Source organism: Martinezella sp. CNPSo 3732 (assembly GCF_057784515.1).
On record NZ_JBXSOO010000027.1, the window covers coordinates 31068 to 56603 of the forward strand.

A 25536-nucleotide genomic window follows, 5' to 3' on the forward strand; every position below is an offset into this window, starting at 1 on the left:
GAATAGCGATGGAATACGTAAAGCTCGGCAGGACCGGTCTTGAGGTCTCACGCATCTGCCTGGGTTGCATGACCTATGGCGATCCCAATAAGGGCACACATGCCTGGTCGTTGAAAGAGGACGAGAGCCGGCCACTGCTGCGCCAGGCGATCGAGGCCGGCATCAACTTCCTCGATACGGCCAACACCTACTCCAACGGCTCGTCAGAAGAAATCGTCGGGCGCGCCATCAAGGATTTCGCCCGCCGCGACGATATCGTGCTCGCCACCAAGGTCTTCAACCGCATGCGCCCCGGCCCGAACGGCGCCGGTCTGTCACGCAAGGCGATCTTCGACGAAATCGACAACAGCCTTCGCCGCCTCGGCACCGATTACGTCGATCTCTACCAGATCCACCGCTGGGACTATACGACGCCGATCGAGGAAACGCTGGAAGCGCTGCACGATGTCGTCAAGGCCGGTAAGGCCCGCTATATCGGCGCCTCCTCCATGTATGCCTGGCAATTCGCCAAGGCGATCTACACCTCGCGCCTCAACGGCTGGACGGAATTCGTCAGCATGCAGGACCACCTGAACCTGCTCTACCGCGAGGAAGAGCGCGAGATGCTGCCCTTCTGCGAGGACCAGAAGATCGCCGTCATCCCGTGGAGCCCACTCGCGCGCGGTCGCCTCACCCGCGATTGGGACGAAGCGACGGCCCGCACAGAGTCCGACGAATTCGGCAAGACGCTATATACCCAGGCGCTTGAGGCCGACCGCAAGATCGTCGATGCCGTCGGCACCGTTGCCAAGGCACGCGGCATCCCGCGCGCGCAGGTCGCAACCGCATGGATCCTGCAGAAGAGCGCTGTCACCGCCCCGATCATCGGCGCCTCCAAGCCCGGCCACATCACGGACGCCATCGCCTCGCTGGAGGTCAAATTGACGCCGGAGGAAATCGCGGCGCTGGAAAGCCCTTATGTCCCGCATGGGGTTGCTGGGTTCAAATAAGGAGGTTTTGAAGCTGGCTAGGTTGGGCTGGTGATATTGCGGTTAGCTGTCTGCCTGGTCCCTCAACTCTCTTCCGGCAGAGCAATCCGCATATGAAATGAAGTGGTTGCCGCGCAACTCCTTCTCCCCAGCGGGGAGAAGGTGGCCCGAAGGGTCGGATGAGGGGGACAGGCTGGCCGACCTGAATTCATGGGCTTTCCTGCTCTCGGCAGGCCCCCTCATCCGCCTGGCGGCACCTTCTCCCCGAGGGGAGAAGGAGGTGAGGGGGCACTCACACCCTCTGAAGTCGATTGACCATACGGCAAATCGCGCAAAAGTGACTTCACGAGCAGGTCACAGTTGGGGCTTAACAGGTGGTGTTTCCTTTCCCCCGAGGATGATATCCCATGATCACAGTTCCCTTCGAGGCGCGGCGCTTTCAATCGACCGCGGCCTATTATCTGCGCTATCGCATTCCCTATCCTGACAGGCTGATTACCCGCGTCGCCGAGCGCAGCGGGCTGAAGCCCGGCGATCATGTGGTCGATCTCGGCTGCGGTCCCGGCCAGCTCGGCATCGCCTTTGCGCGGCTGCAAGGGGCCACCGTCACTGCCATGGATCCGGAACCGGAAATGCTCGCCGAAGCCTCGCTTGGCGCGAAGGCAGCCGGCGTCGATATTGATATCAGGCAAGGCTCTTCCTACGATCTCGGCCCCGATATCGGCAGGCTGCACCTCTGCGTCATGGGCCGTTCTTTCCACTGGATGGACAGACTTGCAACACTCCAAGCGCTCGACAAGCTGATCGAGCCCGGCGGCGCCGTCGTGCTCTTTCATGACAAAGGCATTCTGGCGGAACCGAACTGGCGGGGCATCCTTGAACCACTGATGGAAACCTATTCGCCCGAGCGCAGCGCGGAGCGGCAGATGCGCCGGAGCAAGGAATGGGCACCGCACGAAGCCATGCTGCTCGCCTCGCCCTTCCGCAATCTGGAACGGATCGGCATCGTCTCGGAATATGAGCGGGATATCGAAGAGATCGTCGGCCGCATCTTCTCGATGTCGTCGACCTCGCCGCAGGCGCTGGGGGACAAGGCGGCCGATTTCGAGGCAGCACTGCGCGCGGAACTGCTGGCGGCCGCACCCGACGGCAAGTTCAGGGAGGTCGTCGAGGCGAACGGGCTGCTCGCCTTCCGCGATTAGGCAAGCTTAGCCGTTGCTTTCACCAGGCGGCGGCGACAGCTCCTGCCGGGTCGCCGACAGGAATTCCTGCGACAATTCGGAATTGTCCATCGCTCGCGCCAGGATGACGGCGCCAACCATGGCCGAAAGGCTGGCAAACGCCCTGCGCCGGCGATCCTCCGGCGTTTCGCCGGGAACGATTTCTTCCAGCACCTCGACCAGCCCCATCAGGCCGCCGGTGAAGGTGGATTGCATTTTGGGGCCATGGCGGCTGACCTCCTGCGTCAGCGCCGCAAAGACGCAACCGGTCGCATGTTCCACAACATTGCGATGCGAGAGATAATGGGCAAGCAGCGCTTCCAGCGGCTGGTCGGGCGAGCTTGCCGCCACTTCCTTCCAGCGCTCCAGCGAGCGCGCCACCAGCGCCTTGCTCGCCTCGCAGGCAAGCTCGTCCTTTGAATCGAAATGGCCGTAAAAGCCGCCATGCGTCAGCCCGGCCGCCTTCATGATGTCGGCGACGCCGATGCCGTCGAAACCCTTCTCGCGAAAGAGCTCGCCTGCCACGGCAAGGATCTTCTCGCGATTCTCGGCGAATTTCTCCCGGCTCACTCTCATCAATAAACTCCATCAGAGCATCAATAAATCTGTATTGACAATTTATATGATGACCATCATCAATACGCAACAAATATGATAGCAATCATGTAAATGCCTTTGCACAAACGTTCAAGCCTGGAGAACGGCAGGGCGCTAGACGTGGTACGGTACCCCCGACTGTCCGCGATCCGGTGTTTTCGCAAGTCCGGCCTAACGACACGATACCCAACCTGATTGGAACGCAGCTCATGGTTTCCACTGTCCTTGCCTCGACGCTCGCCCGGCGCAACATCCATTACGGATGGGTCGTCGTCGCCGCCACCTTCCTCACCATGCTGGTCACGGCCGGCGCCATGGGCGCGCCCGGTGTGCTCATCAAGCCGCTGGAGGACGAATTCGGCTGGAGCACCTCCTCCATCTCGTCGGCGCTTGCCGTCCGCTTGGTGCTGTTCGGCCTCATGGGTCCTTTCGCCGCCGCCTTCATGAACCATTTCGGCGTGCGCAAGGTCATCGTCTTCGCGCTGGGCACCATATGCGTCGGCTTCATCGGCTCGCTCTATATGACGCAGGTCTGGCAGCTGCTTTTGTGCTGGGGCATCATCATCGGCTTCGGCACCGGCCTCACCGCCATGGTGCTGGCGGCAACCGTATCGACGCGCTGGTTCACCAAGCATCGCGGCCTCGTCATCGGCATGCTCTCGGCCAGTTCGGCGACGGGACAGCTGGTCTTCCTGCCTCTGATGGCAGAGCTGACGACGCGCTATGGCTGGCGCACCACGGTGCTTTTCGTCTGCGGCATGATCGTCGTCGCCGCCTTCATCGTGCTGCTTCTGATGCGCGACCGTCCCTCGGACGTCAATCTGCCGCTGGTCGGCGAGGTCCACATCACGCCCCCGCCGGCGGCCACCAGGAACCTGAAGGCAGCACTCGCCTCGCCGATCGCGATCCTGCGGGAAGTCTCCACCACCTCGACCTTCTGGATTCTCTTTGCCACTTTCTTCATCTGCGGCCTGTCGACCAATGGCCTGATCCAGACGCATTTCGTCACCCTCTGCGGCGATTTCGGCATCGTGCCGGTCGCCGCCGCCAGCGTGCTCGCCGTCATGGGCATCTTCGATTTCTTCGGCACGATCGGCTCCGGCTGGCTCTCCGACCGCTTCGACAATCGCTGGCTGCTCTTCTGGTATTACGGCCTGCGCGGCCTGTCGCTGGTCTACCTGCCCTTCAGCGACTTCACCTTCTACGGCCTGTCGATCTTCGCCGTCTTCTATGGCCTCGACTGGATCGCCACCGTGCCGCCGACCGTCAAGATCGCCGCCGACCGCTTCGGCCGCGAAAAGGCCGGCCTCGTCTTCGGCTGGGTCTTCGCCGGCCACCAGCTAGGTGCCGCCACCGCCGCCTATGGCGCCGGCCTGACCCGCACGGAGCTGAACACCTACCTCCCCGCTTTCTTCGTGGCCGGCGCCTTCTGCCTGCTCGCCGCGATCCTGGCGATCACGCTGCAAAAGTCCGGCTCCATCACCAAAGGCCCGGCCATGGCTCACTGAGCCTCAAACGGCAAAAAGCCCATGGTGTCCACCCGCGCCATGGGCCAAACCGCAACCCTGCGGAAACACTCGCAAAATCTGCCGACCCGGCTTGCGCGCCCCGCCGCTCACATGCTAGACAGCCGCCTCGTCAGTACCCCGTTGCCCCATTGGCGGAATTGGTAGACGCGCTCGACTCAAAATCGAGTTTCGAAAGAAGTGCTGGTTCGACTCCGGCATGGGGCACCAAAATCTCTAGGCAAGTCAATTACTCGCTGTGATTTCAATAGTTGAGCTTCCATCTGCTACAGCGAGGCATGGAAGACGTGACCATTTAATCCTTGGTTGACCCTTAGAAACCGTTCTTCTAACACCGAAAACCCCCTCTATGCCGTGCACTCCTTGCGCCACAACATGGCTGATAGATGTGACCTAGCCGGCGTCCAGCCGACCGACATGGCGGCAATCCTTGGCTACCTCAATACAGGTGCCAGTGAGAAGCACTACGGTTCCGAGGTGATAAAACGTACACGTCGAAAGCAGGCGATGGGCCTGGCTTTCGGGGTGGCCACAGAAGTGACAGCCCAGCCCGACAAACGAGGGGCCGGGTGTCTAACTGGCTCGCTTAGCGACTACCCGTTGCCGATGATCTTTCCTGCCTGATGCTCAACAACGCCACTCTCAGGCTCCTTCACAGCGCCTTTGTCATCCGCTGACTGCTCCTCAGCGAGACGCTTGCGTTCTGCCTCTTGGTCCAATGCCTTGCGTGGATCATGGTGCTCTGTGTTCGGCATAGCGATGCCCTCCTCTTCCAAGCGGCGGATTTTCTCACTAGGTGTTGAAGCTGTCTATTCAGTTTTCTTGATTGATAGGGCGCTTAGAAGGACCCTTCATATGAACCGGAGCGTTTCCCTCAACACCGCCTCCGCGCTCACCATGTCCAGCCATGAGATCGCTGAGCTAATCGGCAAGGCTCACCGAAATGTCCTGCGTGATGCGACCAACATGCTGACCGAGCCTTTATGACGTTCGAGATGCGCTCAAATTTGAGCATATCTATCTCGACAACATGAACCGTAGGCAGACTGAACTTCTTCTTCCCAAACGCGAAACCCTCACCTTCCGCATTCGACTCTCTTATCGCTGCACTGAGAGGAAGAAAAGCGTAGCCCAACTGACCTCAACAAGGCTGTTTTGGGCGCTTAGTAGGATGATGATGAATTGGGGACGAGATAGACAAGCAAGAAGCTAAGCAATACGAAATTGCATCGCAATAAAAGCTCCAATTCCAAACACTCAGCAATTGCCACTAGGCACTTGCGTTACAAGAAAAACGCTTTCTCAGCAATTTTCAGCGCCGATGCGCAAGCACCGAAATTGTTCGGTTGACTTAAGACGCACCACGATCAACTCTACCGCGAAAGAGTTTGAGGATCATTTGACATGTTTAAAATTGTTGTCGCGGTAGGCCTCTGCCTGCTCGCTGCGGGCTGCGCGCGTTCCAGTGCGATGCGAGTTTCGCAAAACGAGGCAATCATAAGCACGAGCGCCGCGCCAGTTTGCGGAGATGAGGGCGCAATGAAGGTCGCCGAAAAACAAGCGGCGATCGAAACAATCAAGGCAGGCTACGATCGCTATATAATAGTCGGTCAGCAAGGGCAGGATACCACCCATCTGGTTCAGATGCCGGGATCGTACTCAACGACTGGCACTGCGACCTTCTCAGGCAATACCGGTTTCTATCAAGCCAACACCGTCTATCAGCCTGGACCTATGTTCGTCGCCGGCCGTCATAATCAGAAGCTGGCGGTGCATATGTTTAAGAACGGTGAGTCTGGGGGTCAAAATGCGCTTTCTGCGAAGGAAACACTTGGAACTAAATGGGCTGAGATTGTTAGAGACGGCGTGATGACCTGTACCAGTTAGAGCTTTAGCGCGTGATCACCGGGCGAAGTCCCAGCATCGAACGCTCCCACCATCACGAAAAATTTTGCCTTTCCGCCACTTCCGTCACTCCCCGACCATTTACAGCCATAATCCTGCCCCCTAAAGGTTTGCAACGCAGCAAAAAGGGGGCCCTATGCTTCGTAGACTGTACGACTGGACCATGTCGCTCGCCGGCCGCAAATCGGCGGAAATCTGGTTGGCCGTGATCGCCTTCGTCGAGAGCTCCATCTTTCTCGTTCCGGCGGATGTCCTGTTCCTGCCGATGTCGCTTGCCAAGCCTGAGCGCGCCTGGCGATATGCGCTGACGGCGACGGTTGCCTCCGTGCTCGGCGGCATTGCCGGCTGGGCGCTCGGCTATTACGCCTTCGAAACCATCGCCAAGCCGATCCTCGAATTCTACGGCAAGCTCGACGCCTTCAACCAGATGAGCGCCGGCATCACCTATGAATGGGTGCTCCTGCTGCTCGTCACATCGGGCCTGGCGCATCTGCCGCCGATCAAGGTGGTGACGATCCTCTCCGGCGTCGCCCATATCAATCTCGGCCTGTTCATCGTCTCGGCCATCGTCGCCCGCGGCGCCCGCTTTTTCCTCCTGGCCTTCCTGCTTCGCTGCTATGGTGAATCCATCCGCCATTTCATCGAAAAGCGCCTGGGCCAGATCGCGATGGCCGCCGCCGCCGTTCTCATCGCCCTCTATGCCGTCTTCCATTTTGCCCTGGCGAGCTGACCAAGGAGCCCCCAACGCATGTCCACGACTTCGCCTTCCTCCCGCGCCGGCCTCGGCTATGGCGTATTGCTGACGATCGGCATGATCGTCGTCATCGGCTCGGCGCTCGGCTTCCAATATATCGGCGGCTATATCCCCTGCGCGCTCTGCCTGGACCAGCGCCAACCCTATTATTACGGCATCCCTGTCGCCATCATCGCCGTGCTGACGGCAATCGCCGGTCTGCCCTCCTGGATCACCCGCGGCCTGCTGATCATCGCCGGCCTGATGATGGTGGTCGGCGGCGGCATCGGCGTCTATCACGCCGGCGTCGAATGGCACTTCTGGGAAGGCCCGACCACGTGCTCGACAACGGCCGCCAGCGTCACGCAGAATGCCGGCGACCTGCTCGGCCAGCTGAACACCATCAAGGGTCCCTCTTGCACGGAAGCGGCGCTGCGCATCCTCGGCCTGTCGATGGCCGGCTGGAATGTAATCGCCAGCGTGATCTTGGCTGCTATTGCCTTTGTGGGGGCGAAGAAGGCGGGTTGACCCCTTCTCTCCCGCGGAGAGAAGGTGGGCGCGAGCAGGCGAGCAAAGCGAAACTGCGAGCGGACGGATGAGGGGGACGAGAAGCGGAGCGACGAGGGCCTTGAGCGGCAAGCGAAACGCAAATTTGCGTGCCGCCGCTCCCCCTCATCCGTCCCTTCGGGCCACCTTCTCCCCAAGGGGAGAAGGAAATTTACGGCTGCAGTTCCGAATCCCAGTAGAGATAGTCGAGCCAGCTATCGTGCAGGTAGTTCGGCGGGAACAGCCGGCCGTTATTGTGCAGGTCCTGCACGGTCGGCTGGTATGGCTTCTGCGCCGGGAACATGCCGGCCTGCTTCGGCAGCTTGCTGCCCTTGCGCAGATTGCACGGCGAACAGGCGGCCACGACGTTCTCCCAGGTGGTCTCGCCGCCATGGGCGCGCGGGATGACGTGGTCGAAGGTCAGGTCGTCGTGGGAGCCGCAATACTGGCATTCGAACTTGTCGCGTAGGAAGACGTTGAAGCGGGTGAAGGCGGGATTGCGGGACGGCTGCACATATGTCTTCAGGCATACGACGCTCGGCAGCCGCATCGAGAAGCTCGGTGAGGACACACACTGATCGTATTCTGCGATGATGTTCACACGGTCAAGAAAAACCGCCTTGATCGCGTCCTGCCAGGACCAGAGCGACAAGGGATAGTAACTCAGCGGTCTGTAGTCAGCGTTCAGCACGAGCGCCGGCAAGGACTGCGGGGAGACTGCAATCGTCAAGGAACCCTCCTGATCGATTCGGCATCTGCACCTGTATATTAGGCCGGTTGTTACAGGATTGTGAAGTCCAATAAATTCAGTGCATAAAGGCGATTTCAGGGAGGCGGCCGATTAAACTATAGGCAGCGCATCCCGGCGTGTTTTCACGGCATAATAAGCCCAGAAGAGCCGGGCCGCGACCGAGCGCCAAGGCGCCCAAACCGCTGCTTCCCGGGCAATGGCCTTGGCCAAGGGCCTGACTTCATGGCCGAAAGCCATGCCGACGGCCGCCTGCAGCGCCACGTCGCCGGCCGGAAACACATCTGCGTGACCGCCGCAAAACATCAGGTAGACCTCGGCCGTCCAGGGACCGATTCCCTTGATCGACGTCAATTCGGCAAGCGCCTTTTCAGGTGATTCGGTGCTGAGCGCATGGAGATCGAGGCTGCCGCCGGCAACGGCTTCGGCCACGCGCGCCAACGTCTCGTGCTTGATTCGCGACAGGCCGAAGGTCCGCCATGCCGCCGGCTCCAGCCCGACATAGCCTTTTGCAGTCACCTGACCCATCCCGGCGATCATCTTCCCCCAGATCGCATCGGCGCTGGCGCGGGAGACGACCTGCGAAACGATGATATGGGCGAGGCCCTCGAAGCCCGGTTCACGCAGGCGCAAAGGCAAAGTGCCCGCCTCAGCGGCAACGGGCCGCAGGCGCGGATCGAGTTCCAGCAAGGCAGCAAGCCCCCGTTCGATATCGCGCTCGTCGCGAATGATCTGCATGACGTCTCGTGGCCCCCGGTTCAAATTCGTGGCAGAAGAAAGCATGATCGAGATTCCCCGTCAAAAGCCGAAATTCCGTTTTGCCCCGAGCCCCAATGGCCCACTGCATCTCGGCCATGCACTATCGGCCATCCTCAATCACGACATGGCGCAGAAAGCCGGCGGCGATTTCCTGCTGCGCATCGAAGACATAGATCAGGCGCGCTGCACACCCGATTTCGAAGAGGGCATCTATACCGATCTCTCCTGGCTCGGCCTCAGCTGGCAGGAGCCGGTGCGTCGGCAATCGGAACATTTCCCGGCCTATCAGCAGGCCCTGCAGACGCTTATCGCACGTGGCCTCGTTTATCCCGCCTTCCTGACCCGCGGCGAGGTCAAATCGCTCGTCGCCGCTTTCGAGGCGGATGGCAAATCATGGCCGCGCGACCCGGATGGCACGCCGCTCTATCCACCCGACGATCGCGAGCGCAGCGATGCCGAGCGGCAGCGCCTGCTGGCATCGGGCATGAAGCATGCCTGGCGTCTCGATATGGAAAAGGCGCTAGCGACAGTGGACGAACCATTGCACTGGCAAGAAAGCGGCGACGGCGAGACGGGCATTATTCCAGCCGATCCGGCCGCCTGGGGCGATGTCGTGCTGTCGCGCTCGGATGCACCCTCGAGCTATCATCTTTCCGTTGTCGTCGACGACGCCGTGCAGGGCATCACCCATATCGTGCGCGGGCTGGACCTCTTCCACGCCACCTCGATCCATCGCCTGCTGCAGACACTCCTCGGCCTGCCGGAACCGCTCTATCATCACCATCGTCTGGTCCTCGGAGAGGATGGCAAAAAGCTGTCCAAGAGCATGGGCGACACCGGCATTGCCGAATGGCGCCGGCAGGGTCTCTCACCGGCGGAGCTTCGCCGCCGCATCGGCCTCTGATTTGGCTCCTGGTTCGGCCCTTGGTTCTGAGGGCATCTTTTCCGAAGCTACCTCGGCGGCCGCGCGGCTCGCCACCTTGCCGAACAGCAGGCGGCGCACGCGGAATTTCATCAGCGCCGCATTGATCTCCGCTCCCATGATAAAGATCACTGCGAGCATATAGAGAAAAATCAGCACGATCATCACGGACGCCAGACCGGCATAGGTGGCGGTATAGTTGGCGAAGGTCGAGAGATAATAGGCAAAGAGCACAGCGCCGATCGACCAGAAGACCAGCGTCAATATCACGCCGGGGATCACGTCGAACACCCGCCTGCGCCCGGCCGCCAGCCACAGATGCAGGATCATCAGGCCCGCCAGCAGCAGAAAAATCGTGCCGTAGATCCGCCAGCTGAAGACGATCTCGAGGATATCGGCGAGCTTCGGCAGCCATTGCCTTGTGTAATTGAGCGCGAGCGGCACGGCGACGAGCAGGATACTGAGGATAGCGAAGATCAGCACGGCAATGAGCACATAGCCAAGGCTGGCGAGACGGTTGAAATACCACGGCCGGGTCTCGGGCACGCGATAGGCGCGGTTCAGCGATATGCGCAACGCCTCGACACCGTTCGAGGCGAAATAGGCGGCAGCAAGCACGGAAATCGTCAAAAGCCCGCCGCGCGGGATGGTCAGCACCTGCACGACCTGATCGGCGAGAGGCTTGGCGATCGCCTCCGGCCAGGTATCGAAAATCAGATGTACGGCCGTCGACGAAAACTGACTGGCGCCGAGAAAGCTTGCGAGCGCCGTGCCAAAGATCAGGAAGGGAAAAACCGCCAGCAGTGTCGACAGCGCCACATGGCTTGCCATGGCGAACCCGTCATCCTCGACGAAATGGAACACTGCGTCGTAGATCACCTTGTAAGTCGTCCGCAGGGCTGTCGGCATTCCATCTCCGCTCGGCGTCGGCATGTATCCGGCTGATACCGCCGGTTGTCGATTGTATCGGGTTCCTGAATATGGGAAACGAGTCCCGGTTTGTACAGGAATCATCTTTCCATGACGGAACAACGCACGATCCTCGTCACTGGTTGCTCCTCCGGCATCGGTGCTTATTGCGCACGGGCGCTGAAAGCCGACGGATGGCGCGTATTCGCAACTGTGCGCAAGCACGAAGATCTCGCTCCGCTCGAGGCTGACGGCATCGAAGCGCTGCTCCTCGACTACACAAAGTCCGAAACCATTTCCGCCACCGTGGCAGCGCTACGCGAACGCACGGACGACCGCATAGATGCCCTCTTCAACAATGGCGCCTACGGGCAGCCGGGCGCCGTCGAGGACCTGACGACCGATGTACTGCGCGAACAGTTCGAAACCAACTTCTTCGGCTGGCACGAGCTGACGCGCCAGATCCTGCCGCTGATGCGCAAACAGGGCCATGGCCGTATCGTCAATTGCTCCTCCATTCTGGGGCTGGTTCCCTATCGCTTCCGCGGCGCCTATACCGCGTCGAAGTTCGCGCTCGAAGGGCTGACGATCACGCTCAGAATGGAACTGCAGGCCAGCGGCATCCATGTCAGCCTGATCGAACCCGGCCCGATCGCGACGAAGTTTACCGCCAATGCACTCGCCAAGATCAACGAGCATATCGACCTCGAAGGTTCTCTCCATGCGGTGGAATACCGCAGGCAGCTCAGGCGGCTTGATGGATCAGGCCCGATCAGTAAACATAAATTAGGCCCGGAAGCGGTCTATGATGTGCTAAAATCGGCTTTGAACGTTAGAAATCCGCGCCCGCACTATCTGGTAACGACACCGGCCAAGCAGGGCGTGCTCTTGAAAAGGCTATTGCCGGCTAACCTTTTCTATCGTCTGATGCGCCGGCTGGATTAGAGCAATCCTACGAAAGGGCAAAGCGCCTTTTCCGCTTGAGATTGCTTAAAAGAAGACAAGGATGGAGGAGCCATGTCTACCGTTACTTATGTTGCCGCCATCATTGTCATGGGACTTGTCGCGATCGTTCTCATTCGCGGCCTGCTGAACATGATGAAAGGCGACAACCCGAACCTTTCGAACCGGCTGATGCAGCTGCGTGTGCTGCTGCAGGCAGTCGCGGTGATCCTGATCATGCTGACGCTCTGGCTGACGGGCGGCGGCCGCCCGGCCTAGAGGCAGTTTTCCGTCCGGAATTGCTTAAAATAAAGGGTTAGAGCATTTCGCGATCCGAAGAAAAGCGAAAGGCTCTAACCACAGGAACACGATGGTCAAGCTCAACAAGATCTATACCAAGACCGGCGATGACGGCACGACGGGCCTTGCCGCGGGTCCCAGGCGGCTCAAGTACGATCTGCGCGTCGAAAGCTATGGCACTGTCGACGAGACCAATTCCGCCATCGGCGTTGCCCGGCTGCACATGTCAGACATGCCCGAGATCGAGGCCATGCTGATGCGCATCCAGAACGATCTCTTCGATCTGGGCGCCGATCTTTCGACGCCCGAAACGGACGAGCCCCTACCCTATGAACCCTTGCGCATCACCGACCATCAGGTCGAACGCCTGGAACATGATATCGATTTGCTCAATGCCGATCTCGAGCCGCTGAAATCCTTCGTTCTGCCGGCCGGAAGCGCCGCATCTGCCCATCTGCACCTCGCCCGCACCATTGCCAGACGTGCCGAGCGACTGATGGTGGCGCTGTCGCGTGAGCAAGGCGAACGCGTCAGCCTGGTGGCGCTGAAATACATCAACCGGCTTTCCGATTTGCTTTTCGTTGCGGCGCGCTACGCGAACGATAAGGGCCGAGGCGATGTGCTCTGGGTTCCCGGCAAGAGTCGATAGCGGCACATGCCAATCGCCAAGGCACACATATTGACGTTAACGTAAACGTTATCTATGCCTTTCAAGCAATTCGTCTCTCGGCGGCCTGGAAGCGTTGTAATTGGGAAAAAAACGCGTATCCATGTCGCCATTCGACAAATGGAATGGCGCTAAACAGCGCATGTTCTCGGGCGGTCATGTTGAAGGAAGGATTCCATGAAGATTCTCGTCCCCGTCAAGCGGGTTGTTGACTACAACGTCAAGATTCGCGTGAAGCCGGATGGTTCCGGCGTTGAGCTTTCGAACGTGAAGATGTCGATGAACCCGTTCGACGAGATCTCGGTCGAAGAGGCGCTGCGTCTGAAGGAAGCCGGCAAGGCCGAGGAAGTGGTGGTCGTATCGATCGGACCTGCCAAGGCCGAGGAAACGCTGCGCACGGCGCTCGCCATGGGCGCGGATCGCGCCATCCTGGTCGAGACCGACGATGCCGTCGAGCCGCTCGCCGTCGCCAAGATCCTGAAAGGCGTCGCCGAGGCCGAACAGCCGGGCCTCATCATCGTCGGCAAGCAGGCGATCGATGACGACTCGAACCAGACTGGCCAGATGCTTGCGGCCCTCCTCGGCACAGCCCAGGCTACCTTCGCCTCGAAGATCGAGATCGGTGAGGGAAGCGCCAAGGTCACCCGCGAAGTCGATGGCGGCCTGCAGACGATCGAAGTCAAGCTGCCGGCGGTCGTCACGTCAGACCTGCGCCTGAACGAGCCACGCTACGCTTCGCTGCCGAACATCATGAAGGCCAAGAAGAAGCCGCTCGACAAGAAGAGCCCGGCCGATTTCGGCGTCTCAACCGAGCCGCGGCTGAAGGTGCTGAAGACCGAAGAGCCCGGCGGCCGTAAGGCAGGCGTCAAGGTGGCCTCGGTTGCCGAGCTGGTCGAGAAGCTTAAAGTCGAAGCCGGCGTGCTTTAACCCAGTCCGAACGAGGAGTTAGACATCATGGCCATTCTTCTTCTGGCTGATCACGACAATGCCCACCTCTCCGATCAGACCGCCAAGGCGCTGACGGCGGCCGCAAAGATCGGCGGCGACGTTCACGTACTGGTCGCCGGCGCCGGCGCCCAGGCTGCGGCCGAGCAGGCGGCCAAGCTTGCCGGTGTCTCGAAGGTATTGGTTGCCGAGGACGCAAGCCTTGCCAACAATCTCGCCGAACCGCTGGCGGCGCTGATCGTTTCGCTTGCCGGCTCCTATGACGTGATCATCGGGGCTGCGACCTCGGTCGGTAAGAACGTGCTGCCGCGCGTTGCCGCCCTGCTCGACGTCGCCCAGGTCTCCGAGATCATCGAAGTCGTTTCCGCCGATACGTTCAAGCGGCCGATCTATGCCGGCAATGCCATCCAGACGGTGCAGTCGACCGACGCCAAGAAGGTCATCACCGTGCGCACGGCCTCGTTCGCGTCGGCCTCCGAAGGCGGCTCGGCTGCGATCGAGACCGTCTCTGCGGCTGCCGATCCGGCGCTCTCTACCTTCGTTGGCGATGCGCTGTCGAGCTCGGATCGTCCGGAGCTGACCTCTGCCAAGATCATCATCTCGGGCGGCCGTGCACTCGGCTCTGCCGAGAAGTTCCGCGAAGTCATCCTTCCGGTTGCCGACAAGCTCGGCGCTGCTGTCGGCGCCTCGCGCGCTGCCGTCGATGCCGGCTATGCGCCGAACGACTGGCAGGTCGGTCAGACCGGCAAGGTGGTGGCACCGCAGCTCTATATCGCCTGCGGCATTTCCGGCGCCATCCAGCATCTGGCCGGCATGAAGGATTCGAAGGTCATCGTCGCCATCAACAAGGACGAGGAAGCCCCGATCTTCCAGATCGCCGACTACGGCCTCGTCGCCGACCTCTTCGAGGCACTGCCGGAACTTCAGAAGGCGCTTTGATCGCGCCCACCGGCCTTCTCGCAGTTGCGAGAGACTGGAAAATCGTCTCTTATAGGTCTATCAATCTTTGCCGGGCTAGAGATGGCCCGGCAAATTTGAGTTAAAAGCATAGCGCATCGCCAGGAGCGCGCCGGGGAGTTGGCAATGAGTTCGCTGAAGACGATCGGTATTATCGGCGCAGGCCAGATGGGCTGCGGCATTGCTCATGTGTCCGCCATGGCCGGCTACAAGGTTCATATCTACGATCTCGCGCAGGACCGCATCGAAAGCGGGCTAGCCACCATCAACGGCAACCTCGCCCGCCAGGTCGCGTCCGGAAAGACGACCGACGAAGAGCGCAAGGCAGCCCTTGCCCGCATCACCGGCTCTGCCGATCTCAACGATCTCGCTCAGGTCGATCTGGCCATCGAGGCTGCGACGGAAGACGAAAGCGTCAAGCGCAAGATCTATGCGCAGGTGTGTCCGGTGCTGAAGCCCGAAGCGCTGCTCGCAACGAATACCTCGTCGCTGTCGATCACCCGCCTTGCCTCTGCCACCGACCGTCCCGAGCGCTTCATGGGCATCCACTTCATGAATCCGGTTCCGGTCATGAAGCTGGTGGAACTGGTGCGCGGCATCGCTACGGACGAATCGACCTTCTCCACCGCCAAGGACTATGTTTCCTCGCTGGAAAAGACGATCACCGTCGCCGAGGATTTCCCCGCCTTCATCGTCAATCGCATCCTGCTGCCGATGATCAACGAGGCGATCTACACGCTCTATGAAGGCGTCGGCACCGTTGATGCCATCGACACCGCCATGCGGCTGGGCGCCAACCATCCGATGGGCCCGCTGCAGCTTGCCGATTTCATCGGCCTCGACACCTGCCTTTCGATCATGCAGGTGCTGCATGACGGGCTCGCCGATTCCAAATATCGCCCCTGCCCGCTGCTGGTAAAATATGTCGAAGCCGGCTGGCTCGGCCGCAAATCCGGCCGTGGCTTCTACGACTACCGCGGCGAAACGCCGGTTCCGACACGGTAAACACCCTCGCCCCACCGGGGAGAGGGTCGCGCGACAGCGCGGGGTGAGAGGGTGCCGCCGGCAAGACGGTGCTGCTTTACCCAGCGACGCGTTTGCCATGACACACTCCCCCTCATCCGCCCTATCGGGCACCTTCTCCCCGAGGGGAGAAGGAGGAAAATCAAATCCCCGCAGCAGCCCTCACCAAGTTCTTCGCATCCTCGCTGTCCCAGGCCGCCGGACCGTTCATGGCCGATAGCAGGCAGCCCTTGTCGTCGATGAGCAGCGTCACAGGCAGGCCGAAGGCCAGACCCTGTTTCTTCAGCGCATTGAACACGCCCATGGTGTTGTCGCGGTAGTAGCCAAGCTTGTCGATCGCATATTCCGTGCGGAAGGCCTTGGTCTTTTCATCGTCGCCGGTATCGATGTTGACGGCGACCACTTCGAACTTGTCGCTGCCAACGCTCTTTTCGAGCGCGTTCAGCGCCGGCATTTCCTCGCGGCACGGCACGCACCATGTCGCCCAGACATTCAAGAGCACGGTCTTGCCGGCGAAATTACTCATCGACAGCGACTGCCCATCAGCCCCCTTGAAGGAAACACCCTGAAGCGAGATCGGCGCCGGCGGCACGCTCATGGCGGCGACCTGCCCCTTGGTGAAAGGCGTCAGGGCAGCGGCGCGATCCCTGGCGGTCCCGCATTGATCGGCCGAGGCCGTTTCACCAATGCCATTGCCATACCCCGCCTCCTTCACGTATACCGCTGCCGCACCGGCAATAACCCCGGCGACGGCGGCAAGCATAACAAGTTTCATGGACGGCAGACCGAACGGCTTCTTTGCTGTCATTACATTCTCCAGGTGGGCATCTCATGACTGACGGCACGGACACCAAATCCTCCAACCAGATGTGGGGCGGGCGTTTCGCTTCCGGCCCCGCGGCAATCATGGAGGAGATAAATGCCTCGATCGATTTCGACAAGAAGCTGTTTGCCCAGGATATCCGCGGCTCAATCGCGCATGCGAGCATGCTCGCCAATCAAGGCATCATTTCAACCGAGGATAAAGACAAGATCGTTCACGGGTTGAACACGATCCTGTCAGAGATCGAAAGCGGCAATTTCGAGTTTTCGCGGCGCCTCGAAGACATCCACATGAACGTCGAGGCGCGGCTTGCAACCCTGATCGGCCCAGCCGCCGGCCGCCTGCACACCGCCCGCTCGCGCAACGACCAGGTGGCGCTCGATTTCCGCCTCTGGGTGAAGGAAGAGCTGCAGAAGTGCGAGCAGGCGCTGACCGAGCTCATCTCTGCCTTCCTCGACCGCGCCGAGGAACATGCCGAAACCGTCATGCCGGGCTTCACCCACCTGCAGACGGCGCAGCCCGTCACCTTCGGCCATCACTGCATGGCCTATGTCGAAATGTTCGGCCGCGACCGTTCGCGCGTGCACCACGCCATCGAGCACATGGACGAATCCCCGATCGGCGCCGCTGCCCTTGCCGGCACCGGCTTCCCGATCGACCGCCATATGACGGCCAAGGCGCTCGGCTTCCGCGAGCCGACCCGCAACTCGATCGACACCGTCTCCGACCGCGATTTTGCTCTGGAATTCCTGTCGATTGCAGCGATCGCCGGCATGCATCTGTCGCGGCTTGCCGAAGAGATCGTCATCTGGTCGACGCCGCAATTCGGCTTCGTGCGTCTCTCCGACGCCTTCTCCACCGGCTCCTCCATCATGCCGCAGAAGAAGAACCCGGACGCCGCCGAACTCGTGCGTGCCAAGACCGGCCGCATCAACGGCTCGCTGGTGGCGCTGCTGACGATCATGAAGGGCTTGCCGCTCGCCTATTCCAAGGACATGCAGGAAGACAAAGAACAGGTGTTCGACGCTGCCGAGAGCCTGGAGCTGGCCATTGCCGCCATGACCGGCATGATGCGCGACATGACGATCAACACCGCCCGCATGAAAGCCGCCGCCGGCTCCGGCTATTCCACCGCCACCGATCTCGCCGATTGGCTGGTGCGCGAAGCCGGCCTGCCGTTCCGCGATGCCCATCACGTGACGGGGCGGGCCGTGGCGCTTGCCGAAAGCAAATCCTGCGAGCTGGCGGAGCTCTCGCTTGCGGACCTGCAGGCGATCCACCCCGATATCACCGACAAGATCTTCGATGTCCTGACGGTCGAGGCCTCGGTCGCCAGCCGCAAGAGCTTCGGCGGCACGGCGCCCTCGGAAGTGCGCAAGCAGATCGCCTTCTGGCGCGCTCGCAACTGAGAAAATCGCCGAAAGTCACAACCAACAATCAGGGTGCACAAGGCTCGGAAACTTCGCTATGAAGGACTGCTTCCGCGTTTGCCGCCCAAGAGGATTTCGATGCAGATCAACATGCCGCACATCATCCGCCTGACCGTCGTGCTTTCGGTCGTCGGCCTTGCCGTCGTCGGATGTGGCCGCAAAGGCCCTCTTGATCCGCCGAGTGCTCATGCGACCAAAGGCGGCGACGTCTCCAAGCCGACGAAGGAGCCGGGCACGGAGGACAAGAAGTTCTTCCTCGACCCGCTTCTCTGATTAGGCGACGACCGTGAACCATTTTGAATATCGCGACGGCATCCTCCACGCCGAGGATGTACCGGTTCCGGAGATCGCCAAGGCGGTCGGCACCCCCTTCTATGTCTATTCGACGGCAACGCTGGAGCGCCACTACCGCGTCTTCGCGGAAGCCTTCGGCGATGTCGACGCCATGGTCTGCTATGCCATGAAGGCCAATTCCAACCAGGCGGTGCTGAAGACGCTCGGCCGCCTCGGCGCCGGCGTCGATGTCGTCTCTGTCGGTGAGCTTCGCCGCGCACTGGCTGCGGGCATTCCGGCCAACCGCATCATGTTCTCCGGCGTCGGCAAGACGGCGCAGGAAATGGACGCAGCGCTCGAAGCCGGCATCTACTGTTTCAACGTCGAATCCGAACCGGAACTGGAAGTGCTGAACCAGCGCGCCGTCCGCGCCGGCAAGGTCGCTCCCGTTTCCTTCCGCATCAACCCGGATGTCGATGCGCGCACGCATGCGAAAATCTCGACGGGCAAGAAGGAAAACAAGTTCGGCATTTCATGGCAGCGCGCTCGCGCTGTCTATGAACGTGCTGCCAGCCTGCATGGGATCAAGGTCACCGGCATCGATATGCATATCGGCAGCCAGATTACCGAGCTGCAGCCCTTCGACGATGCCTTCAAGCTGCTGCGCGACCTCGTGGAAACGCTGCGCGGCGATGGCCATGACATCCATCACGTCGATATCGGCGGCGGCCTCGGCATTCCCTATCGAGACGACAACAATCCGCCACCCCTGCCCGACGCCTATGCCGAGATCGTCAAGAACCAGCTCCGCGGCCTCAATTGCCGGATCGTCACCGAGCCCGGCCGCCTGATTGTCGGCAATGCCGGCATTCTGGTGACCGAGGTCATCTATGTGAAGGATGGCGGCGACAAGAGCTTCGTCATCGTCGACGGCGCCATGAACGACCTCATTCGTCCGACGCTCTACGAAGCCTATCACGAGATCAGGCCGGTAGCTGTTGGCGATATGAGCACGCCGCGCATCAAGGCCGATGTCGTCGGTCCCGTCTGCGAGACCGGCGATTATCTGGCGCTCGACCGCGAGATGGCAATGCCGAAGCCCGGTGATCTGTTGGCCGTCGGCTCGGCCGGTGCCTATGGCGCCGTGCAGGCCGGTACCTACAACAGCCGGCTTCTGGTTCCCGAAGTGCTGGTCAAGGGCAATGAATTCCACGTCATCCGCCCACGCGCAACGTACGAAGAGCTGATCGGCCTGGATTCGATCCCGGCCTGGCTTGAGGGATAATCGGCTTCAATCCATGATTTCGGGGGGACGGTGGAATAGCCGCCCTACCCGATCACGTTTCGGCGAAGTCCGGTGAAAAAACAGCCTTTCATGCCCGTTGCCCTCGTCTTCGCCACAAAGAATGTTATCTTTGATTGAATGGTGTCTCGCCGGGCGCCGCGTGCGTGAGCGTGTGGGACGTCGCGCCGGCTTCTAGCCATCAACGTCAGATCGGGAGAAGACCGGACCGATGACCAGCCCCAGCAACCCTAAGAAGGGCGCTTTCGCCACCCGTCCGGCGCTGGCGCGCATGGTTGCGGTCAAGCGTCTCTTTGCGCGGCTGGTGCTCGTCAGCGAACAGCTTCTGCCACGATTGCTGTTGCCGGCATCCATTCTGGCCCTTTTCCTGTCCGCTGCATGGTTCGGCATTTTCCGCGCTACGCCGGATATTCTGCGCTTTCTGCTGCTTGCCGTCTTCGCGATCGGCTTCGCCATCTCCCTCTATCCGCTGCGCCGCCTGCGCTGGCCGAACGCCCTCGAGGCGGACCGGCTGCTGGAAGAACGCAACGGTCTCGCCCACCAGCCCGTTACGGTGCAGGAAGACGAACCGGCGCTCGACACCCAGTTTGCGCGCGCGCTCTGGCGCGAGCACCAGACGCGCATGGCCGAGCGCATCGCCGCCCTGGATGCCGGCCTGCCGAGGCCGGATATTACGCGCTACGACCGCTTCGCATTGCGCGCCGTCCCAGCCCTGTTGCTGGTAACGGCCTTCAGCTTTTCCATGTCCAACAGCGGCGGCTCGCTCAGTGATGCCTTCACGGCATCGACCTCGACATCGAGCAATCCGGATGTCCGTGTCGATGCTTGGGTCACTCCGCCCTATTATACCGGCGAAGCGCCGGTCTATTTGACGGGCAATGTCACCAATGCCGGCAATAGCTTGAACGTGCCGCAATTCTCCGAGCTCACCGTACGTGTTTCGGGTGCTGCGACGGATGAGAAAGTGCTGTTCCAGGCAACTGGCGCGGAAAAAGGCGTCGAAATCCCCGAGCAGGCCGCTGATGCCGACAAGCAGGGCCCGGCTGGCGCAAAACCTGCAACGCCTCCCGCCGTGCCGCCCGCAGCAAACGGCACCGGCAATATCCCGGCTGCAGACGGGATGGTCGCCCGTACCCATGTTCTCAAACTGGAAAAGGGTGGCGAACTCACCGTCAACGGCAAGTCTTGGTCCTTCAACGTAGTCGTCGATAAACCGCCGGAGATCACCTTCGACGGCATTCCGCATGCGACGGCGAGCGGCGCGCTGGAACTCGGCTTCAAGGTCAAGGATGATTACGGCGTCGAGGAAGCCTATGCCGAGATCGTGCCGGTCGAATCCGATCCGGCTGCCAAACCCCTATACGGCCTGCCCGAATACAAGCTGGAGCTTCCCCGCCGCGACCGCCGCAACGGCAAGGGTCTGGCAAGCCATGATCTGACGCAGGACCCGCTCGCCGGCAAGCGCGTCCGCATCACCCTCGTCGCCAAGGACGGTGCCGGCCAGACGGGCCGCAGCTCACCCTATGAGATGGTATTGCCATCACGCAATTTCAGCCAGCCGCTCGCCGCCGCCGTGGCGGAAGAACGCCAGGTTTTCGCGCTCGACACGCGGAAGATGCCGGAAGCGATCGAGCTCAACAAATCGCTGACCATACGGCCCGAAGAGACTATTCCCGATCTCGGCAATTATCTCGCGCTCAAGTCCGCGCTGACGCGCATGAAACTCGCGAGCAACGAGACCTCGCTGAAGGATACGGCCGATTATCTCTGGCAGATCGCGCTCGGCATGGAGGATGCACAGTTGACCGATGCGGAAAAGGCCCTCCGCGACGCCCAGCAGAAGCTCTCCGACGCCCTCCAGCGCAACGCTTCCGATGCCGAGATCAAGAAGCTGACCGACGAGCTGCGCAAGGCGATGGACGCCTATATGAAGGAGCTGGCCGAGCGCATGCGCAACATGCCGGCTCAGCCGAACCAGCGCTCAGCCAATATCCTGCGCCAGCAGGATCTGCAGCGTATGATGGATCAGATCGAAAATCTCGCGCGCTCCGGCAATCGGCAGGCCGCACAGCAGATGCTCTCTGAACTGCAGCAGCTGATGAACAGCCTGCAGGCGGGCAAGCCGCAGCCTGGGCAGCAGCAGAACCAGGCCAACGACAAGATGCGCGAACAGATGGACAAGCTCGGCCGCATCATGCGCGATCAGCAGAAGCTGATGGATCAGACCTTCAAGCTCGATCAGGCCATGCGCGATCGCATGCAGCGCGGCGATTCCAACGAGGACGGCGACGGCCTGATGGATCAGCCCATGCCCGGCCTCAACGACCCGATGCGCCCGGATATGGGCCAGCGCAGCCAAGGCCAGCAGGATCAGCAGCAAGGCCAGAACCAGCAGGGCGAGAAGGGCAAGGATCCCACCGATAACATGACGGCCGATCAGCTGCGCGACGCGCTGAAGCAACTGCGCCAGCAGCAGGAGGACCTCGGCAAGCAACTCGGCGAACTGCAGAAAAACCTCGACTCGCTCGGCATGAAGCCGAACCAGAATTACGGCAAGGCACAACAGGAGATGAAAGGCGCTTCAGGCCAGCTTGCCGAGGGCAATGGCGAAGGCGCCGTGCAAGGCCAGGGACGCGCGCTGGATGCCCTGCGCAAGGGCACGCGCGAAATGATGAACCAGCTTATGGCCCAGATGCAGCAGGGACAAGGCCAGGGGCAGGGGCAGGGACAGATGCCGGGGCAGATGGGCCAAGGCGGTCAAAACGGCCGCGATCCACTCGGCCGGTCGCGCAACGATGGCGGCTTCTCGGACAATCCTGATGACAACATGGTGCCGAAGGTCATTGAAGCGCAACGCGCGCGCCAAATTCTCGACGCCATTCGCGAACGGCTGAGCAACAATCCCACGCTCAGCGAAGAACGGCGTTATCTGGAACGTCTGCTGAACCTGGGTCAGTAGGGCAGCTTCGAACTACCGTCCATCACGAGAATGGAGTCAGCACGAGTACACTCGTGCTGACCAGAAATCAATTTCAGGCAGCCAAAGCCCGGGCAACGGCCTTGCGGATGTCTGGCAGCGCGAAGGGCTTGGCGACGACGTCGACGATCTTTTCCATAAGGTCGTCAGCGCGCTCGCGCTGCTCCGCATAGCCGGTCATCAGCAGGATTTTCATCCCCGGGCACGTCGAATGTGCCTGATGCGCAAGCTCGATGCCGTCCATCACGGGCATGCGGATATCCGACAGCAAAAGGTCGTAGCCGCCCTGCTTCAGTTTCTCCAAGCCTTCCGCGCCGTCGGCTGCCTCTTCGGTCTCATGACCGTCCAAGCGCAGCGCGCGGGCGACGAAGGTGCGAAGCGAATCTTCGTCTTCCGTGATCAGAATTTTTGCCATGGTCCGTGCTCCTGGTCCGTCATGTTCCGCGACCGAAATCACCAGAATTCCGTTTGCGATAGGTAAACGTCGGGGAGGCGATCGGGCTCCGTGGTTAACGGTTCGTCATCGCTGGAGCAGAATGGGACAGACGGACATGCCGCCTGCATTAACTTAAGATCAGGCCTCGGCGTCGCCCGTGACGACACCGACGAACGGCAATTCGCGGAAGGCGTAGGCGACATCCATGCCGTAGCCGACAACGAAATAATCGGGGCATTCGAAGCCGACATAATCGGCCTCGAGCTCTTCCTGGCGCTTGACACTCTTGTCGAGCAGGACGGCCAGCGTGACATTGCGGGCGCCGCGCTCATAGAGCAGTTCCTTGGCAAAACGCAGCGTACGGCCCGATTCCAGAATGTCGTCGATCAGCAGCACGTCGCGATCCCGAACGTCGCTGTCGATGTCCTTGACGATGCGCACGCCTTGGGACGTCGTGCCGGCGCCATAGCTCGAGAGCGTGATGAATTCGACCTCAGGGGCAAGCCCGGTCTCATGCAGGGCGCGCAGCAAATCGGCTGCGAAGATGAACGAGCCTTTGAGGATGGCGATGACGAGGAGATCCTTCGTCGGCCCGCTGGCGATTTCCTTCGCCAAGGCATGATTGCGCTCGGCAATCTGCTCGGCAGTGAAAAGCGGCTCGATATTCTTCCCGCGTACGACAGGCATTGATTGGCATGCTCCATGGCTAAGCGGCCCATGGCCGCCGATCAAGCTCTACAGCGCCGCGCGTTGTATAAGACGCGCAAAGGTCGCTGTAGCACTCTAAAGCAGTAGCCCGTAGCACAATCGGCAAGTCCAACACACCCCCTAAGGCATGAAGGAAAGTCGAACTTCTGGCGTTTTTCCACCGGGATGCTGCAATCGCGTCGAGAATCCGCGGCTTTCATGTGGCCCAAGGCGATCGACGGGCGTATCCACCACGATGCTCCTGACCAGTTGGCCACCGGCGAAAAGATCGGCACGCACCTGCGGGACTGAAAGGGTGGCACCACTGACATTTTCGATGATGCCGTTCAATCTCAAGACGGGCAGCCCGTTCTCATCCCTAGGCGTCAGCGTGACATGCGAGAACTGCAGCGGATCGGACGTCGCCTCGGCTGGGGCGTTGGAAAGACCGGAAAAACCGCCCGAAAGACCGAAGATCAAGATTGCGAGGCAAACGATGAGCGCGACGAAACTGCGCCGCGATGCCTGCTGCAAGACCTCTTCGGTCGCCCGCAGAACGGACAGGATGCGCGAGAAGGCAGTCTTGCGCGTCGCCGGCTGCGGTTTCGATCGGGCATGCCCTCCGTAGCGCATGTTCACGGCCGAAGCCGCCCGCCCGCGTGCGGCGAAAACGGTCACGAATTCGGCATCCACGATATCGGGTTTCGGCATGACGTAATGCGCCTGAGGGGATCCCGCTCCGCGTTCGGGCGGAATGAGGTCATAAATCAGCCCCGTCTGTTGTTGACGGTGGCGAAAAGCGCCCATGATGGCCTCCCTTTGCGGTGATCCACATGGTTTCGACGCCCATTGCCAAGCTGGGCATTGAAACGAATCCTGCCCAGTCGTAAATTTTATTGGTTAATGCTTCGCAAAGATCGCCATGAATAGGGCGCCTTTCCAGAAAAATTTACCGGCTGTTAATGCCATTGGTTAACAAGTCGCCTGATTGAACCCTGCGGAAGACTGGACTGCCCGTTGATTCACTTTGAGAACGTCGGTTTGCGCTACGGCATGGGTCCGGAAATCCTCCGCGACCTGAGCTTCGACATACCGAGGAAGTCGTTCCAGTTCCTGACTGGCCCCTCCGGCGCCGGCAAGACGACGCTGCTGCGGCTGCTCTTCATGTCGCTGCAGCCGACGCGTGGGCTGATCCGCATGTTCGACCGTGAGATTTCCTCGATCCCGCGCAATGAGTTGCCGCTGCTGCGCCGCCGTGTTGGCATCGTCTTCCAGGATTTCCGGCTGCTCGAGCATCTGACGACCTATGAAAACGTTGCGCTGCCGCTCCGCGTGCGCGGCAAGGATGAAAGCTCCTATCGCACCGACGTCCTCGAACTGTTGAAATGGGTAGGGCTCGGCGAGCGCATCAATGTGCTGCCGCCGGTTCTGTCGGGCGGCGAGAAGCAACGCGCCGCCATCGCGCGCGCCCTCATCGACCGCCCGGAAATTCTGCTCGCCGACGAACCGACGGGCAACGTCGACCCACCGATGGCGCGCCGCCTGCTCAATCTCTTTCTCGAGCTTAACCGACTCGGGACCGCTGTCGTCATTGCCACGCACGATCTCGCTTTGATGGACCAGATCGAGGCGAGACGCATGATTCTATCGGGGGGGCATCTCGATATCTATGACTGATCCCCGCCCCCGCAGGACAGCCCCGAATGCCGGGGCGCCGCAAGCGCGGCAAGCGCCCGGTACACCGCCTGTAGAACGCAAGCGTCCGGAGATGCGCGTTCGCCCGACGGGGCCGATCGTGCCGTCCTCCAACATTCAGGGCAATGCGCTCATTGTCGTCATCGCCATCATGGCCTTTCTCGCCTGCCTCACACTCGGTGCGGTCAGCATGGTACGCTCGACGGCGGCAAGCTGGGAGAGTCAGATTTCCCGCGAGATCACCA

General features: G+C 60.9%; 28 protein-coding genes, 1 tRNA gene and 1 pseudogene. 21 read left to right on the forward strand and 9 right to left on the reverse strand.

The genetic code is table 11. The features are described from left to right. The first annotated feature begins 8 nt into the window (after positions 1-8). Both AC13RM_RS29185 and AC13RM_RS29190 read left to right on the forward strand, forming a co-directional pair. A complete protein-coding gene (locus tag AC13RM_RS29185; protein WP_374822707.1) occupies positions 9-989 on the forward strand; it encodes an aldo/keto reductase in 981 nt (326 codons plus the stop codon). Between the two features lie 386 nt (positions 990-1375). Beyond that, positions 1376-2170 (forward strand): class I SAM-dependent methyltransferase, encoded by a 795-nt coding sequence (locus AC13RM_RS29190; RefSeq protein WP_374822704.1) that lies wholly within the window; start codon positions 1376-1378, stop codon positions 2168-2170. Between the two features lie 6 nt (positions 2171-2176). On the opposite strand, the gene AC13RM_RS29195 is transcribed toward AC13RM_RS29190, so the two are convergent. Then, on the reverse strand, positions 2177-2764 hold the full coding sequence (locus AC13RM_RS29195; protein WP_285174860.1) for a TetR/AcrR family transcriptional regulator: 588 nt from the start codon (positions 2762-2764) through the stop codon (positions 2177-2179). 230 nt (positions 2765-2994) lie between these two features. On the opposite strand from AC13RM_RS29195, the gene AC13RM_RS29200 reads away from it, so the two are divergent. Together AC13RM_RS29200 and AC13RM_RS29205 are read left to right on the forward strand one after the other, a co-directional pair. Beyond that, positions 2995-4293, forward strand: a complete 1299-nt coding sequence (locus tag AC13RM_RS29200) for an MFS transporter (RefSeq protein ID WP_488555989.1) — start codon at positions 2995-2997, stop codon at positions 4291-4293. A 143-nt stretch (positions 4294-4436) separates the two neighbouring features. Beyond that, positions 4437-4521, forward strand: a tRNA-Leu gene (locus AC13RM_RS29205). Between the two features lie 383 nt (positions 4522-4904). On the opposite strand, the gene AC13RM_RS29210 is transcribed toward AC13RM_RS29205, so the two are convergent. Beyond that, positions 4905-5066, reverse strand: coding sequence for a hypothetical protein (locus AC13RM_RS29210; protein ID WP_488555990.1), 162 nt, complete (start codon positions 5064-5066; stop codon positions 4905-4907). Positions 5067-5166: 100 nt separating this feature from the next. Here AC13RM_RS29210 and AC13RM_RS29215 point away from each other — a divergent pair, with 100 nt between their 5' ends. From AC13RM_RS29215 to AC13RM_RS29230, 4 genes are all read left to right on the forward strand, one after another. Continuing rightward, positions 5167-5298: a hypothetical protein gene (locus AC13RM_RS29215; protein WP_374822697.1), complete on the forward strand. Its 132-nt coding sequence runs from the start codon at positions 5167-5169 to the stop codon at positions 5296-5298. A gap of 417 nt (positions 5299-5715) precedes the next feature. Next, positions 5716-6198: a hypothetical protein gene (locus tag AC13RM_RS29220; RefSeq protein WP_488555991.1), complete on the forward strand. Its 483-nt coding sequence runs from the start codon at positions 5716-5718 to the stop codon at positions 6196-6198. Positions 6199-6352: 154 nt separating this feature from the next. Then, positions 6353-6946 carry a YqaA family protein gene (locus tag AC13RM_RS29225; RefSeq protein ID WP_440478725.1) on the forward strand — a complete coding sequence of 198 codons (594 nt, stop codon included), beginning with the start codon at positions 6353-6355 and terminating at the stop codon, positions 6944-6946. Between the two features lie 18 nt (positions 6947-6964). Continuing rightward, the gene (locus tag AC13RM_RS29230; protein WP_488555992.1) at positions 6965-7477 is read left to right on the forward strand and encodes a disulfide bond formation protein B; all 513 of its coding nucleotides are present in this window, start codon (positions 6965-6967) and stop codon (positions 7475-7477) included. A gap of 190 nt (positions 7478-7667) precedes the next feature. Here the strand turns inward: AC13RM_RS29230 and AC13RM_RS29235 are convergent, their stop codons facing one another. Together AC13RM_RS29235 and AC13RM_RS29240 are read right to left on the reverse strand one after the other, a co-directional pair. Beyond that, on the reverse strand, positions 7668-8225 hold the full coding sequence (locus AC13RM_RS29235; RefSeq protein WP_015341304.1) for an HNH endonuclease: 558 nt from the start codon (positions 8223-8225) through the stop codon (positions 7668-7670). 111 nt (positions 8226-8336) lie between these two features. Continuing rightward, positions 8337-8981 (reverse strand): DNA-3-methyladenine glycosylase family protein, encoded by a 645-nt coding sequence (locus tag AC13RM_RS29240; protein ID WP_488555993.1) that lies wholly within the window; start codon positions 8979-8981, stop codon positions 8337-8339. 43 nt (positions 8982-9024) lie between these two features. Between AC13RM_RS29240 and gluQRS the strand changes: the two genes are divergently transcribed. Beyond that, positions 9025-9906, forward strand: coding sequence for a tRNA glutamyl-Q(34) synthetase GluQRS (gene gluQRS, locus AC13RM_RS29245; protein WP_488555994.1), 882 nt, complete (start codon positions 9025-9027; stop codon positions 9904-9906). Here the strand turns inward: gluQRS and AC13RM_RS29250 are convergent. Continuing rightward, on the reverse strand, positions 9871-10833 hold the full coding sequence (locus AC13RM_RS29250; RefSeq protein WP_440478778.1) for a YihY/virulence factor BrkB family protein: 963 nt from the start codon (positions 10831-10833) through the stop codon (positions 9871-9873). The genes gluQRS and AC13RM_RS29250 overlap by 36 nt on opposite strands. Before the next feature lie 111 nt (positions 10834-10944). On the opposite strand from AC13RM_RS29250, the gene AC13RM_RS29255 reads away from it, so the two are divergent. The 6 genes from AC13RM_RS29255 (at position 10945) to AC13RM_RS29280 (ending at position 15649) form a co-directional block, all read left to right on the forward strand. Continuing rightward, on the forward strand, positions 10945-11778 hold the full coding sequence (locus tag AC13RM_RS29255; RefSeq protein ID WP_440478777.1) for an SDR family oxidoreductase: 834 nt from the start codon (positions 10945-10947) through the stop codon (positions 11776-11778). Between the two features lie 72 nt (positions 11779-11850). Then, positions 11851-12054, forward strand: a complete 204-nt coding sequence (locus AC13RM_RS29260; RefSeq protein ID WP_015341309.1) for a twin transmembrane helix small protein — start codon at positions 11851-11853, stop codon at positions 12052-12054. Between the two features lie 91 nt (positions 12055-12145). After that, entirely contained in the window at positions 12146-12724 is a 579-nt protein-coding gene (locus tag AC13RM_RS29265; RefSeq protein ID WP_374822672.1) for a cob(I)yrinic acid a,c-diamide adenosyltransferase, read from the forward strand. 195 nt (positions 12725-12919) lie between these two features. Then, positions 12920-13669 (forward strand): electron transfer flavoprotein subunit beta/FixA family protein, encoded by a 750-nt coding sequence (locus tag AC13RM_RS29270; protein ID WP_374822669.1) that lies wholly within the window; start codon positions 12920-12922, stop codon positions 13667-13669. 27 nt (positions 13670-13696) lie between these two features. Continuing rightward, positions 13697-14626, forward strand: coding sequence for an electron transfer flavoprotein subunit alpha/FixB family protein (locus AC13RM_RS29275; RefSeq protein WP_374822666.1), 930 nt, complete (start codon positions 13697-13699; stop codon positions 14624-14626). A 144-nt stretch (positions 14627-14770) separates the two neighbouring features. After that, positions 14771-15649 (forward strand): 3-hydroxybutyryl-CoA dehydrogenase, encoded by an 879-nt coding sequence (locus tag AC13RM_RS29280; protein ID WP_015341313.1) that lies wholly within the window; start codon positions 14771-14773, stop codon positions 15647-15649. A 160-nt stretch (positions 15650-15809) separates the two neighbouring features. On the opposite strand, the gene tlpA is transcribed toward AC13RM_RS29280, so the two are convergent. Further along, entirely contained in the window at positions 15810-16475 is a 666-nt protein-coding gene (gene tlpA / locus AC13RM_RS29285; RefSeq protein ID WP_374822663.1) for a thiol:disulfide interchange protein TlpA, read from the reverse strand. Between the two features lie 23 nt (positions 16476-16498). Here tlpA and argH point away from each other — a divergent pair, with 23 nt between their 5' ends. The 4 genes from argH (at position 16499) to AC13RM_RS29305 (ending at position 22455) form a co-directional block, all read left to right on the forward strand. Next, on the forward strand, positions 16499-17899 hold the full coding sequence (gene argH, locus AC13RM_RS29290) for an argininosuccinate lyase (protein ID WP_374822660.1): 1401 nt from the start codon (positions 16499-16501) through the stop codon (positions 17897-17899). Positions 17900-17998: 99 nt separating this feature from the next. Further along, positions 17999-18193, forward strand: a complete 195-nt coding sequence (lptM, locus tag AC13RM_RS29295; RefSeq protein WP_015341316.1) for an LPS translocon maturation chaperone LptM — start codon at positions 17999-18001, stop codon at positions 18191-18193. A gap of 13 nt (positions 18194-18206) precedes the next feature. Beyond that, positions 18207-19478, forward strand: coding sequence for a diaminopimelate decarboxylase (gene lysA / locus AC13RM_RS29300; RefSeq protein ID WP_374822657.1), 1272 nt, complete (start codon positions 18207-18209; stop codon positions 19476-19478). Between the two features lie 229 nt (positions 19479-19707). Next, complete coding sequence (locus AC13RM_RS29305; RefSeq protein ID WP_488555995.1) at positions 19708-22455, forward strand: TIGR02302 family protein; 2748 nt, start codon at positions 19708-19710, stop codon at positions 22453-22455. 73 nt (positions 22456-22528) lie between these two features. On the opposite strand, the gene AC13RM_RS29310 is transcribed toward AC13RM_RS29305, so the two are convergent. From AC13RM_RS29310 to AC13RM_RS29320, 3 genes are all read right to left on the reverse strand, one after another. Then, a complete protein-coding gene (locus tag AC13RM_RS29310) occupies positions 22529-22888 on the reverse strand; it encodes a response regulator (protein ID WP_069612925.1) in 360 nt (119 codons plus the stop codon). A gap of 159 nt (positions 22889-23047) precedes the next feature. Continuing rightward, entirely contained in the window at positions 23048-23596 is a 549-nt protein-coding gene (gene hpt, locus AC13RM_RS29315; RefSeq protein ID WP_095435999.1) for a hypoxanthine phosphoribosyltransferase, read from the reverse strand. A 141-nt stretch (positions 23597-23737) separates the two neighbouring features. Then, complete coding sequence (locus AC13RM_RS29320) at positions 23738-24403, reverse strand: hypothetical protein (protein ID WP_374822650.1); 666 nt, start codon at positions 24401-24403, stop codon at positions 23738-23740. A 210-nt stretch (positions 24404-24613) separates the two neighbouring features. Between AC13RM_RS29320 and ftsE the strand changes: the two genes are divergently transcribed. Beyond that, a complete protein-coding gene (ftsE, locus tag AC13RM_RS29325) occupies positions 24614-25273 on the forward strand; it encodes a cell division ATP-binding protein FtsE (protein WP_015341323.1) in 660 nt (219 codons plus the stop codon). Next, a pseudogene (locus AC13RM_RS29330) lies at positions 25266-25536 on the forward strand (ABC transporter permease); the annotation flags it as partial. The gene ftsE and the pseudogene AC13RM_RS29330, both read left to right, overlap by 8 nt.

Excerpts from the sequence above, each read along its gene's own strand:
- AC13RM_RS29185 (WP_374822707.1), top strand. The coding sequence starts at position 9 with ATGGAATACGTAAAGCTCGGCAGGACCGGTCTTGAGGTCTCACGCATC.
- AC13RM_RS29190 (WP_374822704.1), top strand. The coding sequence starts at position 1,376 with ATGATCACAGTTCCCTTCGAGGCGCGGCGCTTTCAATCGACCGCGGCC.
- AC13RM_RS29195 (WP_285174860.1), bottom strand. The coding sequence starts at position 2,764 with ATGAGAGTGAGCCGGGAGAAATTCGCCGAGAATCGCGAGAAGATCCTT.
- AC13RM_RS29200 (WP_488555989.1), top strand. The coding sequence starts at position 2,995 with ATGGTTTCCACTGTCCTTGCCTCGACGCTCGCCCGGCGCAACATCCAT.
- AC13RM_RS29210 (WP_488555990.1), bottom strand. The coding sequence starts at position 5,066 with ATGCCGAACACAGAGCACCATGATCCACGCAAGGCATTGGACCAAGAG.
- AC13RM_RS29215 (WP_374822697.1), top strand. The coding sequence starts at position 5,167 with ATGAACCGGAGCGTTTCCCTCAACACCGCCTCCGCGCTCACCATGTCC.
- AC13RM_RS29220 (WP_488555991.1), top strand. The coding sequence starts at position 5,716 with ATGTTTAAAATTGTTGTCGCGGTAGGCCTCTGCCTGCTCGCTGCGGGC.
- AC13RM_RS29225 (WP_440478725.1), top strand. The coding sequence starts at position 6,353 with ATGCTTCGTAGACTGTACGACTGGACCATGTCGCTCGCCGGCCGCAAA.
- AC13RM_RS29230 (WP_488555992.1), top strand. The coding sequence starts at position 6,965 with ATGTCCACGACTTCGCCTTCCTCCCGCGCCGGCCTCGGCTATGGCGTA.
- AC13RM_RS29240 (WP_488555993.1), bottom strand. The coding sequence starts at position 8,981 with ATGCAGATCATTCGCGACGAGCGCGATATCGAACGGGGGCTTGCTGCC.
- gluQRS (WP_488555994.1), top strand. The coding sequence starts at position 9,025 with ATGATCGAGATTCCCCGTCAAAAGCCGAAATTCCGTTTTGCCCCGAGC.
- AC13RM_RS29250 (WP_440478778.1), bottom strand. The coding sequence starts at position 10,833 with ATGCCGACAGCCCTGCGGACGACTTACAAGGTGATCTACGACGCAGTG.
- AC13RM_RS29255 (WP_440478777.1), top strand. The coding sequence starts at position 10,945 with ATGACGGAACAACGCACGATCCTCGTCACTGGTTGCTCCTCCGGCATC.
- AC13RM_RS29260 (WP_015341309.1), top strand. The coding sequence starts at position 11,851 with ATGTCTACCGTTACTTATGTTGCCGCCATCATTGTCATGGGACTTGTC.
- AC13RM_RS29265 (WP_374822672.1), top strand. The coding sequence starts at position 12,146 with ATGGTCAAGCTCAACAAGATCTATACCAAGACCGGCGATGACGGCACG.
- AC13RM_RS29270 (WP_374822669.1), top strand. The coding sequence starts at position 12,920 with ATGAAGATTCTCGTCCCCGTCAAGCGGGTTGTTGACTACAACGTCAAG.
- AC13RM_RS29275 (WP_374822666.1), top strand. The coding sequence starts at position 13,697 with ATGGCCATTCTTCTTCTGGCTGATCACGACAATGCCCACCTCTCCGAT.
- AC13RM_RS29280 (WP_015341313.1), top strand. The coding sequence starts at position 14,771 with ATGAGTTCGCTGAAGACGATCGGTATTATCGGCGCAGGCCAGATGGGC.
- tlpA (WP_374822663.1), bottom strand. The coding sequence starts at position 16,475 with ATGACAGCAAAGAAGCCGTTCGGTCTGCCGTCCATGAAACTTGTTATG.
- argH (WP_374822660.1), top strand. The coding sequence starts at position 16,499 with ATGACTGACGGCACGGACACCAAATCCTCCAACCAGATGTGGGGCGGG.
- lptM (WP_015341316.1), top strand. The coding sequence starts at position 17,999 with ATGCAGATCAACATGCCGCACATCATCCGCCTGACCGTCGTGCTTTCG.
- AC13RM_RS29305 (WP_488555995.1), top strand. The coding sequence starts at position 19,708 with ATGACCAGCCCCAGCAACCCTAAGAAGGGCGCTTTCGCCACCCGTCCG.
- AC13RM_RS29310 (WP_069612925.1), bottom strand. The coding sequence starts at position 22,888 with ATGGCAAAAATTCTGATCACGGAAGACGAAGATTCGCTTCGCACCTTC.
- hpt (WP_095435999.1), bottom strand. The coding sequence starts at position 23,596 with ATGCCTGTCGTACGCGGGAAGAATATCGAGCCGCTTTTCACTGCCGAG.
- AC13RM_RS29320 (WP_374822650.1), bottom strand. The coding sequence starts at position 24,403 with ATGGGCGCTTTTCGCCACCGTCAACAACAGACGGGGCTGATTTATGAC.